Consider the following 13,890-nt stretch of genomic DNA (forward strand, 5'->3'; position numbering starts at 1 on the left):
ACGCATGAGAGTAGCGGCAAAAACGCAAAAACCAAAACGTCAGGAAGAGCAGGCCAACTTTATCAGTTGGCGTTTTGCGTTGCTGTGCGGCTGCATTTTACTGGCGCTGACTTTCCTGCTGGGGCGTGTAGCATGGCTACAAATCGTCGCGCCTGACATGCTGGTGCGCCAGGGGGATATGCGTTCCCTGCGCGTACAGGAAGTCTCGACTTCTCGCGGGATGATTACCGATCGCTCCGGCCGTCCGCTGGCGGTGAGCGTGCCGGTTAAGGCAATCTGGGCGGATCCTAAAGAGCTTCATGACGCGGGCGGAATCACGCTCGATAACCGGTGGAAAGCGCTTTCAGATGCGCTGAAAATGCCGCTGGACCAGCTAGCGTCACGTGTTAACGCAAACCCGAAAGGACGCTTTATCTATCTGGCGCGTCAGGTGAACCCTGATATGGCCGACTACATCAGAAAACTGAAGCTTCCGGGGATACATCTGCGTGAGGAATCACGTCGTTATTATCCTTCCGGCGAAGTAACCGCTCACCTCATCGGCTTCACCAACGTCGATAGCCAGGGGATCGAGGGCGTAGAAAAAAGCTTTGATAAATGGCTCACCGGTCAGCCAGGCGAGCGTATTGTGCGTAAAGACCGCTACGGCCGCGTTATTGAAGACATCTCTTCAACCGACAGCCAGGCGGCGCACAACCTTGCGCTGAGTATTGATGAGCGTTTGCAGGCGCTGGTTTATCGCGAACTGAATAACGCCGTGGCCTTTAACAAAGCAGAGTCAGGAAGCGCCGTGCTGGTGGATGTGAGCACGGGCGAAGTCCTGGCAATGGCGAATAGCCCGTCCTATAACCCGAACAACTTTACTGGCACCGCGAAAGATGCGATGCGTAACCGGGCGATCACTGACGTATTCGAGCCAGGTTCCACAGTCAAACCCATGGTAGTGATGACTGCGCTCCAGCGCGGCATCGTGAATGAAAGTACGGTTCTGAATACGATCCCTTACCGAATTAACGGTCACGAAATCAAAGACGTGGCGCGTTACAGCGAATTGACCCTGACCGGGGTTTTGCAGAAGTCGAGTAACGTCGGTGTTTCAAAACTGGCGTTAGCGATGCCGTCCTCAGCGTTAGTAGAGACTTACTCACGTTTTGGGCTAGGAAAGGCGACCAATTTGGGGTTGGTCGGAGAACGCAGTGGCTTATATCCTCAAAAACAACGGTGGTCTGACATAGAGAGGGCCACCTTCTCTTTCGGCTACGGGCTAATGGTAACCCCGTTACAGTTAGCGCGAGTCTACGCAACGATTGGCAGCTATGGCGTTTATCGTCCGCTGTCGATTACCAAAGTTGATCCACCGGTTCCGGGTGAGCGTATCTTCCCCGAACCTATCGTTCGTACCGTTGTTCACATGATGGAAAGCGTGGCACTGCCTGGTGGCGGTGGCGTGAAGGCGGCGATCAAAGGCTATCGCATCGCCATTAAAACCGGTACGGCGAAAAAAGTAGGGCCAGATGGCCGTTATATCAACAAATACATTGCCTATACCGCAGGCGTAGCGCCTGCAAGCAATCCGCGTTTTGCGCTGGTGGTCGTCATTAACGATCCACAGGCGGGTAAATACTACGGCGGCGCCGTCTCCGCGCCTGTGTTCGGGGCTATCATGGGCGGCGTGTTACGCACCATGAACATTGAACCGGATGCGCTGGCGACGGGCGAAAAAAGTGAATTTGTAATTAATCAAGGCGAGGGTACAGGTGGCAGATCGTAATTTGCGCGACCTTCTCGCTCCGTGGGTGCCAAATGCACCGGAGCGAGCACTGCGGGAGATGGTACTGGACAGCCGTATGGCTGCTTCTGGCGATCTTTTTGTAGCGGTGGTCGGTCATCAGGCGGACGGGCGTCGATATATCCCGCAGGCGATTGCGCAAGGTGTAGCTGCCATTATTGCTGAGGCAAAAGATGAAGCAACCGACGGTGAAATCCGTGAAATGCATGGTGTGCCGGTCATCTATCTCAGCCAGTTAAGCGAACGCCTTTCCGCACTGGCAGGGCGTTTCTATCATGAACCTTCTGACCAGTTACGCCTGATTGGCGTGACCGGTACTAACGGTAAAACCACGACCACGCAGTTAATGGCGCAGTGGGCGCAACTGCTGGGTGAAACCGGTGCGGTGATGGGTACCGTGGGCAATGGCCTGCTGGGCAAAGTGAACCCAACGGAAAATACCACCGGTTCTGCAGTAGACGTGCAGCATGTGCTGGCGGGTCTGGCAGGGCAGGGCGCAACGTTTGCCGCAATGGAAGTCTCCTCACACGGGCTGGTACAGCACCGCGTGGCGGCACTGAAATTTGCCGCTTCCGTGTTTACCAATCTGAGCCGCGATCACCTCGACTATCACGGGGATATGGAGCATTACGAAGCGGCAAAATGGCTGCTTTACTCCACGCATCACTGTGGGCAGGCGATCATCAACGCCGATGACGAAGTGGGCCGCCGCTGGCTGGCTAAGCTGCCGGATGCGGTTGCGGTATCCATGGAAGATCATATCAACCCTAACTGTCACGGCCGCTGGCTGAAGGCGGTTGAGGTGAACTATCACGACAGCGGGGCTACCATTCGCTTTACCTCTTCATGGGGTGACGGTGAGATTGAAAGCCGCCTGATGGGGGCATTTAACGTCAGCAATTTGTTGCTGGCACTGGCAACGTTACTGGCGCTGGGCTATCCGCTGGCAGAGCTGGTGAACACTGCTGAACGTCTGCAACCGGTTTGCGGCCGCATGGAAGTGTTCAGTGCGCCAGGTAAACCGACCGTGGTCGTGGATTATGCTCATACGCCGGATGCGCTGGAAAAAGCGCTGGAAGCGGCCCGTCTGCACTGTGCCGGTAAACTCTGGTGCGTCTTTGGCTGTGGCGGCGATCGTGACAAAGGCAAACGCCCGCTGATGGGTGCCATTGCTGAACAGTTCGCGGATATTCCGGTTGTGACCGATGACAACCCGCGTACTGAAGAGCCGCGCGCCATCATCAATGACATTCTGGCCGGAATGCTGGATGCAGGTCGTGCACGTGTTGTTGAAGGTCGTGCCGAAGCGGTGACGAATACGATTATGCAGGCCCATGAGAACGACGTAGTCCTGCTGGCCGGTAAAGGCCATGAAGATTATCAGATTGTCGGGGCTCGTCGTCTGGATTATTCAGACCGCGTGACCGCAGCACGTCTACTGGGAGTGGTGGCATGATTAGCATAACGCTAAGCCAGGCCGCTCAGGTCTTACAAGGGACGCTGCATGGTCAGGATCTGACCATTGATGCCGTGACAACGGATACCCGCAAGGTAACTTCCGGCTGCCTGTTCGTCGCGCTGAAGGGCGAACGTTTTGACGCGCACGACTTTGCCGAACAGGCAAAAGAGAGTGGGGCCGGCGCGCTGCTGGTGAGCCGCAAACTGGATACCGATCTGCCGCAGATTGTGGTGAGTGATACGCGTCTGGCATTTGGCGAACTGGCGGCATGGGTTCGTCAGCAGGTCCCGGCTCGCATCGTGGCGCTGACGGGATCCTCTGGCAAAACGTCAGTAAAAGAGATGACGGCTGCCATCCTGAGCCAGTGCGGTAATACGCTTTATACGGCAGGCAATCTAAATAATGACATTGGCGTGCCGATGACATTACTTCGCCTGACCAAAGAGCATGAATTTGCCGTTATCGAGTTAGGGGCAAACCACCAGGGCGAAATCGCCTGGACCGTGAGTTTGACTCGCCCGGAAGCAGCGCTGGTCAATAACCTGGCGGCTGCACACCTGGAAGGCTTTGGCTCTCTGGAAGGTGTCGCGAAAGCGAAAGGCGAGATCTACACCGGTCTGCCGGCTGATGGCATTGCCATTATGAATGCAGATAACAATGACTGGCTGAACTGGCAGAGCATTATTGGTTCACGTAAAACCTGGCGCTTCTCACCGAACGCAGCCAACAGTGATTTTACCGCAACGAATATCCATGTGACCTCGCATGGTACGGAGTTCACACTCAATACCCCTACGGGCGGCATTGATGTGCTGCTGCCGCTGCCGGGTCGCCATAACATCGCTAATGCGCTTGCCGCTGCCGCGTTGTCTACGGCGGTGGGTGCAACTCACGAAGCGATTAAAACCGGGCTGGCGAATCTGAAAGCCGTGCCGGGACGTCTGTTCCCTGTCCAGTTGGCTGAGAACAAACTGCTGCTGGACGACTCGTACAACGCGAACGTGGGTTCGATGACCGCAGCGGTCCAGGTGTTGTCAGAGATGCCGGGCTATCGTGTGCTGGTTGTTGGCGATATGGCTGAGCTGGGTGATGAAAGTGAAGCCTGCCACATTCAGGTGGGTGAAGCGGCGAAAGCGGCAGGCATTGACTGCGTGTTGAGCGCAGGAAAACTCAGCCAGGCGATTAGCCATGCCAGCGGCGTGGGCGAACATTTTGCCGATAAAACGCCGCTGATTGAACGTCTTAAATCGTTGATTGCAGAAAAACAAATTGTGACAGTGCTTGTGAAAGGTTCACGTAGTGCCGCCATGGAAGAGGTTGTGCACGCATTACAGGAGAACGGAACATGTTAGTTTGGCTGGCCGAACATTTGGTCAAATATTACTCAGGCTTTAACGTCTTTTCCTATCTGACGTTTCGCGCCATTGTCAGCCTGCTGACCGCGCTGTTCATCTCATTGTGGATGGGCCCGCGCATGATTGCCCGTTTACAAAAACTCTCTTTCGGCCAGGTCGTACGTAACGATGGTCCGGAGTCGCACTTTAGCAAGCGTGGCACCCCAACCATGGGCGGGATTATGATCCTGACCGCCATTGTGGTTTCGGTGTTGCTGTGGGCGTACCCGTCTAACCCGTATGTGTGGTGTGTTCTGACCGTGCTGGTAGGGTACGGGATCATCGGCTTTGTTGATGACTACCGCAAAGTGGTACGTAAAGACACTAAAGGCCTGATCGCCCGCTGGAAGTACTTCTGGATGTCAGTGATTGCGCTGGGCGTGGCCTTTGCGCTGTACCTTGCAGGAAAAGACACGCCAGCCACTGAGCTGGTTGTTCCGTTCTTTAAAGACGTGATGCCGCAACTGGGCCTGTTCTACATCCTGCTGGCGTATTTCGTAATTGTTGGCACCGGTAACGCCGTTAACCTGACCGATGGCCTGGACGGCCTGGCGATTATGCCAACCGTCTTCGTGGCTGCCGGTTTCGCGCTGGTGGCGTGGGCGACCGGTAACATGAATTTTGCTAACTACCTGCACATTCCTTATCTGCGTCATGCGGGTGAGCTGGTGATCGTCTGTACGGCGATTGTCGGAGCGGGTCTGGGCTTCTTGTGGTTTAACACCTACCCGGCTCAGGTCTTTATGGGTGATGTCGGTTCTCTGGCGCTTGGCGGTGCTCTGGGCATTATTGCCGTGCTGCTGCGTCAGGAGTTCTTGCTGGTTATCATGGGCGGTGTGTTTGTGGTTGAAACCCTGTCGGTGATTTTGCAGGTCGGTTCGTTCAAGCTGCGTGGTCAACGCATCTTCCGTATGGCGCCGATCCACCACCACTATGAACTGAAAGGCTGGCCAGAGCCGCGCGTCATTGTGCGCTTCTGGATTATTTCGCTGATGCTGGTGCTGATTGGCCTGGCAACGCTGAAGGTACGTTAATCATGGCAGATTACCAGGGCAAAAAAGTCGTTATCATCGGGTTGGGCCTTACCGGCCTTTCCTGCGTGGACTTTTTCCTCGCACGTGGCGTAACGCCGCGCGTGATGGATACGCGTGTCTCTCCGCCGGGTCTGGACAAACTGCCGGAACAGGTTGAACGCCACCTTGGTGGTCTGAATGATGACTGGCTGCTGGCAGCCGATCTGATTGTTGCAAGTCCCGGTATGGCGCTGGCGCACCCTTCACTGAGCGCTGCTGCCGACGCGGGTGTTGAGATTGTTGGTGATATCGAGCTGTTTTGCCGCGAGGCACAGGCTCCTGTTATTGCTATCAGCGGCTCTAACGGTAAAAGCACCGTGACCACGCTGGTGGGCGAGATGGCGAAAGCGGCGGGCATGAACGTGGGCGTTGGTGGGAATATTGGCCTGCCTGCGCTGATGCTTCTGGATAGAGGCTGCGAGCTGTATGTTCTGGAACTTTCCAGCTTCCAGCTGGAAACCACCTCGAGCCTCCAGGCTGCTGCTGCGACCATCCTGAACGTGACCGAAGATCATATGGACCGCTATCCGTTTGGTCTGCAACAGTACCGTGCCGCTAAGTTACGCATTTATGAAAATGCCAAAGCGTGCGTCGTCAATGCTGATGATGCACTGACGATGCCGGTGCGGGGTGCAGATGAGCGCTGCATCAGCTTTGGTATCACCATGGGTGATTATCATCTGAACCGTCAGCTGGGCGAAACCTGGCTGCGCGTGAAAGGTGAGAAAGTGTTGAACGTGAAAGAGATGAAACTTTCCGGTCAGCACAACTACACCAATGCGCTGGCAGCACTGGCGCTGGCGGACGCCGTTGGTTTACCGCGCTCTTCCAGCCTGAAAGCGCTAACCACCTTCACAGGCCTGGCGCACCGTTTCCAGTTGGCGCTTGAGCATAATGGCGTGCGCTGGATCAACGACTCCAAAGCCACTAACGTTGGGAGCACAGAAGCTGCGCTGAACGGTTTGCACGTTGATGGCACGCTGCATCTGCTGCTTGGCGGAGACGGTAAATCGGCCGATTTCTCTTCGCTGAAGCGTTATCTTTCAGGTGATAATATTCGCCTTTACTGCTTCGGCCGGGACGGTAGCGAACTGGCTGAACTGCGCCCGGACATTGCTGAACAGACCGAGACAATGGAACAGGCAATGCGTCTCATTGCTCCGCGCGTGAAACCGGGCGATATGGTGCTGCTTTCTCCGGCCTGTGCCAGCCTCGATCAGTTTAAGAATTTCGAACAGCGTGGTGATGTCTTTACCCGCCTGGCGAAGGAGTTAGGCTGATGCGTTTATCTCTCCCTCGCCTGAAAATGCCGCGCTTGCCAGGATTTGGGATCCTGGCGTGGCTGTTTGCGGCGCTTAAAGGCTGGGTGATGGGCTCTCGTCAGAAGGATAACGACAGCCTGATCATGTACGATCGCACGCTCTTCTGGCTAACCATGGGGCTGGCGGCGATCGGTTTTATTATGGTGACGTCAGCATCGATGCCCGTGGGGCAGCGGCTGGCGAACGATCCGTTCCTGTTTGCCAAGCGTGATGGCCTGTACATCATTCTGGCGTTCTGCCTGGCGCTGGTGACCTTACGTCTGCCGATGGAGTTCTGGCAACGCCACAGCACGGCAATGTTGATCGCCTCGATCATTATGCTGCTGATCGTACTGGTCGTGGGTAGCTCAGTAAACGGGGCATCACGCTGGATTGCGTTTGGCCCGTTACGTATTCAGCCTGCTGAATTTACTAAGCTTTCACTGTTCTGCTATCTGGCCAACTACCTGGTCCGTAAAGTGGATGAAGTGCGTAATAACCTGCGCGGCTTCTTAAAACCAATGGGCGTTATCCTGGTTCTTGCGGTTTTACTGCTGGCACAGCCAGACCTCGGTACGGTGGTGGTACTGTTTGTCACCACGCTGGCGATGCTGTTCCTGGCAGGAGCGAAGCTATGGCAGTTCATCGCCATCATCGGCATGGGGATTTCTGCGGTTGTCCTGCTGATCCTCGCCGAGCCTTATCGTATCCGCCGCGTAACCTCATTCTGGAACCCGTGGGAAGACCCGTTCGGCAGCGGTTATCAGCTGACCCAGTCGCTGATGGCGTTTGGCCGTGGTGAAGTTTGGGGGCAAGGCCTGGGTAATTCCGTTCAAAAGCTGGAGTATTTACCCGAAGCGCATACTGACTTCATCTTCTCCATTATTGCGGAAGAACTGGGTTATATCGGTGTGGTACTCGCGCTTTTAATGGTATTCTTCGTCGCTTTCCGTGCCATGTCTATTGGCCGAAAAGCGCTGGAAATCGATCACCGCTTCTCAGGTTTCTTAGCCTGCTCAATTGGTATTTGGTTTAGCTTCCAGGCACTGGTAAACGTAGGGGCCGCAGCGGGTATGCTGCCGACCAAGGGCCTGACGTTGCCGTTAATCAGTTATGGTGGTTCCAGCCTGTTAATCATGTCGACGGCCATCATGTTTTTGTTACGCATAGATTATGAAACGCGTCTGGAAAAAGCCCAGGCGTTTACGCGAGGTTCACGATGAATCAACCGAAGCGGTTAATGGTGATGGCAGGCGGTACCGGCGGACATGTGTTCCCGGGGCTTGCGGTTGCGCACCATTTAATGGATCAGGGCTGGCAGGTACGCTGGCTTGGAACCGCCGACCGCATGGAAGCCGACCTTGTGCCGAAGCACGGGATTGAGATCGACTTCATCCGCATTTCAGGATTGCGTGGCAAGGGCATTAAGGCTCAGCTTCTTGCGCCGGTGCGGATTTTTAACGCCTGGCGTCAGGCCCGCACCATTATGAAGCGCTTTAAGCCGGATGTGGTGCTGGGGATGGGCGGCTATGTCTCTGGTCCTGGTGGGCTGGCTGCGTGGTCGCTGGGTATCCCGGTTGTGTTGCATGAACAAAATGGGATTGCCGGGCTCACCAACAAATGGCTGGCAAAAATTGCCACCAAAGTGATGCAGGCATTTCCGGGCGCGTTTCCGAAAGCTGACGTAGTGGGTAACCCGGTGCGCGTCGATGTGCTGGCTCTGCCGCTGCCCGATGCGCGCCTGACTGGGCGTGAAGGCCCGGTACGTGTGCTGGTGGTGGGCGGCTCCCAGGGCGCGCGCATTCTTAACCAGACGATGCCGCAGGTTGCCGCAAAACTGGGTAATGCCGTTACTATCTGGCATCAGAGCGGAAAAGGCGCTCAGCAGACCGTAGAGCAGGATTACGTTGCCGCAGGTCAGCCACAGCATAAAGTTACCGAATTTATCGATGACATGGCCGCAGCCTATGCCTGGGCTGATGTCGTTGTCTGCCGCTCTGGTGCGCTGACCGTGAGTGAAATCGCCGCTGCGGGTTTGCCAGCGCTGTTTGTGCCGTTCCAGCACAAAGACAGGCAGCAGTACTGGAATGCGTTACCGCTTGAGAAAGCCGGTGCCGCGAAAATTTTCGAGCAGCCACAATTTACCGCCGATGCGGTCGCCACCACCCTGGCGGGCTGGAACAGAGACGCATTGCTGGAGATGGCACAACGCGCGCGCGCGACCGCTATCCCCGATGCGACGGAGCGGGTGGCAAATGAAGTGAGCCTGGCAGCTCAGGCTTAACCCTCGCAGCGCGTGTTGCGCTGCACGATTTTTTTGAAGTAGTCGATGGCGTTTAGAGAATGAATACACAACAACTGGCGAAACTGCGTTCAATCGTGCCCGAGATGCGTCGCGTCCGGCACATTCACTTCGTTGGCATCGGTGGTGCTGGCATGGGCGGTATTGCCGAAGTGTTAGCTAACGAAGGTTACCAGATCAGTGGTTCCGACCTGGCTCCAAACCCTGTTACGCAGCAGCTGGCGTCGCTTGGGGCGACTATCTATTTCAACCATCGCCCGGAAAACGTGCGCGATGCGAGCGTTGTTGTGGTGTCCAGCGCAATCTCCGCGGATAACCCGGAAATTGTTGCCGCGCATGAAGCGCGTATCCCGGTGATCCGCCGTGCGGAAATGCTGGCTGAGTTAATGCGCTTCCGCCACGGTATTGCGATTGCCGGGACACACGGTAAAACCACCACCACGGCGATGGTTTCCAGTATTTATGCTGAAGCGGGTCTTGATCCGACCTTCGTTAACGGTGGTCTGGTGAAAGCGGCCGGTGTACATGCGCGTCTGGGGCACAGCCGTTACCTGATTGCTGAAGCAGACGAAAGCGATGCATCGTTCCTGCACCTGCAGCCGATGGTGGCGATTGTCACCAACATCGAAGCTGACCACATGGATACTTACCAGGGCGACTTCGAAAATTTAAAACAGACTTTTATCAACTTCCTGCACAACCTGCCGTTCTATGGCCGTGCGGTGATGTGTGTTGACGATCCGGTTATTCGCGAGTTGCTGCCGCGTGTGGGTCGTCAAATTACCACGTATGGCTTCAGCGAAGACGCTGATGTTCGCGTGGAAGATTACAAGCAAATTGGTGCCCAGGGGCATTTCACTCTGGCGCGTCAGGATAAAGAGCTGCTGCACGTTACGCTCAATGCCCCAGGACGCCACAACGCCCTGAACGCGGCGGCAGCGGTAGCGGTAGCCACTGAAGAAGGCATTGATGACAACGCAATCCTGCGTGCGCTGGAGAGCTTCCAGGGTACCGGGCGCCGTTTCGACTTCCTGGGTGAATTCCCGCTGGAAGAGGTGAACGGTAAAACAGGCTCTGCAATGCTGGTGGATGATTACGGGCATCATCCGACGGAAGTGGACGCGACCATCAAAGCAGCACGTGCGGGCTGGCCGGATAAGAATCTGGTAATGATCTTCCAGCCGCACCGCTTCACGCGTACCCGCGATCTGTATGACGATTTCGCTAGCGTGCTGTCGCAGGTAGATACGCTGCTGATGCTGGATGTTTACTCCGCAGGCGAAACGCCTATCCCGGGTGCGGACAGCCGTTCATTGTGTCGCACTATTCGTGGTCGCGGAAAAGTTGACCCTATTCTGGTGTCTGATCCTGCCCTGGCTGCGGAGATTTTGGCTCCGGTTCTGACGGGTAATGATCTGATCCTGATTCAGGGCGCGGGAAATATCGGCAAAATCGCCCGTACCTTAGCTGAAATCAAACTGAAGCCGCAAACTCAGGAGGACGAGCGTCATGGCTGATAAGATTGCTGTCCTGTTTGGCGGCACTTCCGCCGAGCGCGAAGTCTCCCTGAATTCAGGCGCTGCCGTACTGGCGGGCCTGCGTGAGGGTGGCGTCAATGCCCATCCGGTCGATCCGAAAGAGACGGATGTGACGCAACTGAAAGCGATGGGCTTTGATAAAGTCTTCATCGCGTTGCATGGCCGTGGTGGCGAAGACGGCACCCTGCAAGGGCTTCTGGATTTAATCGGGATGCCGTATACCGGTAGCGGCGTGATGGCATCCGCGATTTCTATGGATAAACTGCGCAGCAAACTGCTGTGGCAGGGAGCTGGTCTTCCTGTAGCGCCATGGGTTGCGCTGACGCGTCGTGATTTTGAAATGGGCCTGTCAGACAGCGTTAATACCCGCATTGCCGAACTAGGGTTACCGGTTATTGTAAAGCCGAGCCGCGAAGGGTCGAGTGTCGGGATGTCGAAAGTCGACAAAGCGCAGGATTTATCTTCCGCTTTAGCGCTGGCATTTCAACATGATGAAGAAGTTCTGATAGAAAAATGGCTCAGCGGGCCGGAATTTACCGTTGCGATGCTTGGTGAAGAAATTTTACCGTCAATTCGTATCCAACCTGCTGGAACCTTCTATGATTATGAGGCGAAGTATCTCTCTGATGAGACGCAATATTTCTGCCCAAGTGGTCTTGAAGCTGAACGTGAAGCAGATTTACAGTCCCTGGTGCTTAAAGCCTGGAATGTTTTAGGCTGCCGGGGATGGGGACGCATTGATGTGATGCTCGACAGCGACGGGCAATTTTACTTGCTGGAAGCAAACACCTCCCCTGGCATGACCAGCCATAGCCTTGTGCCGATGGCCGCGCGTAAGGCGGGAATGAGTTTCTCGCAATTAGTCGTACGTATTCTGGACCAGGCGGGCTGATATGTCTCAGGCTGCATTGAACACGCGCAACCGCGATGACGAAGAAGAATATTCTTCTTCCCGGCGGAGTAATGGAACGCGTCTTGCAGGGATTATATTCCTGCTCGGTGTGCTGTGTACCGTGTTTATCAGCGGCTGGATGGTGCTGGGCTGGATGGAAGATGCGCAGCGTTTACCGCTGTCGAAACTGGCGGTAACGGGTGAGCGTCACTACACGCGTAACGACGATATTCGCCAGTCGATTCTGGCACTGGGCCCACCTGGGACCTTTATGACTCAGGACGTTAATATTATCCAGAGCCAGATTGAACGTCTGCCGTGGATAAAACAGGCGAGTGTAAGAAAGCAATGGCCTGATGAATTGAAGATTCATCTGGTTGAATATGTGCCCATTGCGCGTTGGAATGATCAGCACATGGTCGACGTAGATGGAAATTCCTTCAGCGTCCCAGGCGATCGTGTCAACAAGCAAAATTTACCGATGTTGTATGGCCCGGAAGGCAGTGAAAACGAAGTCTTGCAAGGTTTTCGCGATATGGGGCAGGTGCTGGCTAAGGACCGGTTTACGTTAAAAGATGCAGCAATGACGGCGCGTCGTTCATGGCAACTGACGTTAACGAACGGCATCAAGCTCAACCTTGGCCGCGGCGACACGATGAAACGTCTGGCGCGTTTTGTAGAACTTTACCCGGTTTTACAGCAGCAGGCACAGACTGACGGCAAACGGATAAGCTACGTTGATTTGCGCTATGACTCAGGCGCAGCAGTCGGTTGGGTACCGGCTCCGGTCGAGGAACCTAATCAGCAACAGAATCAGGCACAGGTACAGGCAGAACAACAATGATCAAGGCGACGGACAGAAAACTGGTAGTTGGACTGGAGATTGGCACCGCGAAGGTTGCCGCTTTAGTAGGGGAAGTTCTGCCCGACGGTATGGTCAATATCATTGGCGTGGGCAGCTGCCCGTCCCGTGGTATGGATAAAGGTGGGGTAAACGATCTTGAGTCGGTGGTGAAGTGCGTACAGCGCGCCATCGATCAGGCGGAATTGATGGCTGATTGCCAGATTTCATCTGTCTATCTGGCCCTCTCTGGTAAGCACATCAGCTGCCAGAACGAGATAGGTATGGTGCCTATCTCAGAAGAAGAAGTGACGCAGGAAGACGTTGAAAACGTCGTGCATACGGCGAAATCCGTCCGTGTTCGCGATGAACATCGCGTGCTGCACGTCATCCCGCAGGAATATGCAATTGACTACCAGGAAGGGATCAAGAATCCCGTCGGTCTTTCCGGCGTGCGAATGCAGGCAAAAGTGCACTTGATCACATGTCACAACGATATGGCGAAGAACATCGTTAAAGCCGTTGAACGTTGTGGCCTGAAAGTTGACCAACTTATTTTCGCCGGTCTGGCAGCAAGCTATTCCGTGCTGACCGAAGACGAACGTGAACTGGGCGTCTGTGTGGTCGATATTGGTGGTGGTACTATGGACATGGCCGTTTATACCGGCGGCGCGCTGCGCCACACCAAAGTGATCCCTTACGCAGGGAACGTTGTGACCAGCGATATTGCTTATGCCTTTGGTACGCCGCCGAGCGATGCAGAGGCGATCAAAGTGCGCCATGGCTGTGCACTGGGATCCATCGTTGGCAAAGATGAGAGCGTTGAAGTGCCAAGCGTAGGTGGTCGTCCACCGCGTAGCCTGCAACGCCAGACGTTGGCAGAGGTCATTGAGCCGCGTTATACCGAGCTGCTCAACCTGGTCAACGAAGAGATTTTGCAGTTACAGGAACAGCTTCGCCAGCAGGGTGTTAAACATCATCTTGCAGCGGGGATTGTATTAACCGGCGGAGCAGCGCAAATTGAAGGTCTTGCGGCCTGCGCTCAGCGAGTGTTCCATACCCAGGTACGTATTGGTGCACCGCTGAATATCACCGGTTTAACGGATTACGCTCAGGAGCCGTACTATTCAACGGCTGTGGGCCTGCTGCACTACGGGAAAGAGTCCCATTTGAGTGGTGAAGCGGAAGTGGAAAAACGCGTATCAGTGGGGTCGTGGGTCAAACGACTCAACACCTGGTTGCGAAAAGAGTTTTAATTTTTTTAAGAGACCGGAGAGAATTAGCGGTCTCGGGCGACAGGC

11 protein-coding genes are annotated in these 13,890 nt (G+C 55.2%); all 11 read left to right on the forward strand.

Features of this window, described 5'->3' with window-relative positions; genetic code table 11:
* The first annotated feature begins 4 nt into the window (after positions 1-4).
* The 11 genes from ACS603_RS08805 to ftsA are packed head-to-tail and all read left to right on the forward strand — an operon-like array spanning position 5 to position 13,845.
* Positions 5-1,771, forward strand: a complete 1,767-nt coding sequence (locus ACS603_RS08805) for a peptidoglycan glycosyltransferase FtsI (RefSeq protein WP_182059574.1) — start codon at positions 5-7, stop codon at positions 1,769-1,771.
* Positions 1,758-3,245 (forward strand): UDP-N-acetylmuramoyl-L-alanyl-D-glutamate--2,6-diaminopimelate ligase, encoded by a 1,488-nt coding sequence (gene murE, locus ACS603_RS08810; protein WP_182059575.1) that lies wholly within the window; start codon positions 1,758-1,760, stop codon positions 3,243-3,245. Before ACS603_RS08805 ends, murE begins: the two co-directional genes overlap by 14 nt.
* Positions 3,242-4,600, forward strand: a complete 1,359-nt coding sequence (murF, locus tag ACS603_RS08815; RefSeq protein ID WP_474944114.1) for a UDP-N-acetylmuramoyl-tripeptide--D-alanyl-D-alanine ligase — start codon at positions 3,242-3,244, stop codon at positions 4,598-4,600. Before murE ends, murF begins: the two co-directional genes overlap by 4 nt.
* Positions 4,594-5,676 (forward strand): phospho-N-acetylmuramoyl-pentapeptide-transferase, encoded by a 1,083-nt coding sequence (gene mraY / locus ACS603_RS08820; protein WP_008501985.1) that lies wholly within the window; start codon positions 4,594-4,596, stop codon positions 5,674-5,676. Before murF ends, mraY begins: the two co-directional genes overlap by 7 nt.
* Before the next feature lie 2 nt (positions 5,677-5,678).
* The gene (gene murD / locus ACS603_RS08825; protein WP_474944115.1) at positions 5,679-6,995 is read left to right on the forward strand and encodes a UDP-N-acetylmuramoyl-L-alanine--D-glutamate ligase; all 1,317 of its coding nucleotides are present in this window, start codon (positions 5,679-5,681) and stop codon (positions 6,993-6,995) included.
* Positions 6,995-8,239: a cell division protein FtsW gene (ftsW, locus tag ACS603_RS08830; protein WP_182059578.1), complete on the forward strand. Its 1,245-nt coding sequence runs from the start codon at positions 6,995-6,997 to the stop codon at positions 8,237-8,239. The genes murD and ftsW overlap by 1 nt, the downstream gene beginning before the upstream one ends.
* Positions 8,236-9,300, forward strand: coding sequence for an undecaprenyldiphospho-muramoylpentapeptide beta-N-acetylglucosaminyltransferase (gene murG / locus ACS603_RS08835; protein WP_182059579.1), 1,065 nt, complete (start codon positions 8,236-8,238; stop codon positions 9,298-9,300). The genes ftsW and murG overlap by 4 nt, the downstream gene beginning before the upstream one ends.
* Before the next feature lie 59 nt (positions 9,301-9,359).
* The gene (murC, locus tag ACS603_RS08840; protein ID WP_474944116.1) at positions 9,360-10,835 is read left to right on the forward strand and encodes a UDP-N-acetylmuramate--L-alanine ligase; all 1,476 of its coding nucleotides are present in this window, start codon (positions 9,360-9,362) and stop codon (positions 10,833-10,835) included.
* Entirely contained in the window at positions 10,828-11,748 is a 921-nt protein-coding gene (locus ACS603_RS08845; protein ID WP_474944117.1) for a D-alanine--D-alanine ligase, read from the forward strand. The genes murC and ACS603_RS08845 overlap by 8 nt, the downstream gene beginning before the upstream one ends.
* A gap of 1 nt (position 11,749) precedes the next feature.
* Positions 11,750-12,592 carry a cell division protein FtsQ gene (gene ftsQ, locus ACS603_RS08850; RefSeq protein WP_182059581.1) on the forward strand — a complete coding sequence of 281 codons (843 nt, stop codon included), beginning with the start codon at positions 11,750-11,752 and terminating at the stop codon, positions 12,590-12,592.
* Positions 12,589-13,845 carry a cell division protein FtsA gene (gene ftsA / locus ACS603_RS08855; protein WP_010426970.1) on the forward strand — a complete coding sequence of 419 codons (1,257 nt, stop codon included), beginning with the start codon at positions 12,589-12,591 and terminating at the stop codon, positions 13,843-13,845. Before ftsQ ends, ftsA begins: the two co-directional genes overlap by 4 nt.
* The last annotated feature ends 45 nt before the right edge of the window (positions 13,846-13,890 follow it).

Source organism: Enterobacter sp. Li2LvB3 (assembly GCF_056156645.1).

Coding starts and splice junctions, on each gene's coding strand:
- ftsQ (WP_182059581.1), top strand. CDS start 11,750: ATGTCTCAGGCTGCATTGAACACGCGCAACCGCGATGACGAAGAAGAA.
- murD (WP_474944115.1), top strand. CDS start 5,679: ATGGCAGATTACCAGGGCAAAAAAGTCGTTATCATCGGGTTGGGCCTT.
- murG (WP_182059579.1), top strand. CDS start 8,236: ATGAATCAACCGAAGCGGTTAATGGTGATGGCAGGCGGTACCGGCGGA.
- mraY (WP_008501985.1), top strand. CDS start 4,594: ATGTTAGTTTGGCTGGCCGAACATTTGGTCAAATATTACTCAGGCTTT.
- murC (WP_474944116.1), top strand. CDS start 9,360: ATGAATACACAACAACTGGCGAAACTGCGTTCAATCGTGCCCGAGATG.
- ACS603_RS08805 (WP_182059574.1), top strand. CDS start 5: ATGAGAGTAGCGGCAAAAACGCAAAAACCAAAACGTCAGGAAGAGCAG.
- ACS603_RS08845 (WP_474944117.1), top strand. CDS start 10,828: ATGGCTGATAAGATTGCTGTCCTGTTTGGCGGCACTTCCGCCGAGCGC.
- murF (WP_474944114.1), top strand. CDS start 3,242: ATGATTAGCATAACGCTAAGCCAGGCCGCTCAGGTCTTACAAGGGACG.
- ftsW (WP_182059578.1), top strand. CDS start 6,995: ATGCGTTTATCTCTCCCTCGCCTGAAAATGCCGCGCTTGCCAGGATTT.
- ftsA (WP_010426970.1), top strand. CDS start 12,589: ATGATCAAGGCGACGGACAGAAAACTGGTAGTTGGACTGGAGATTGGC.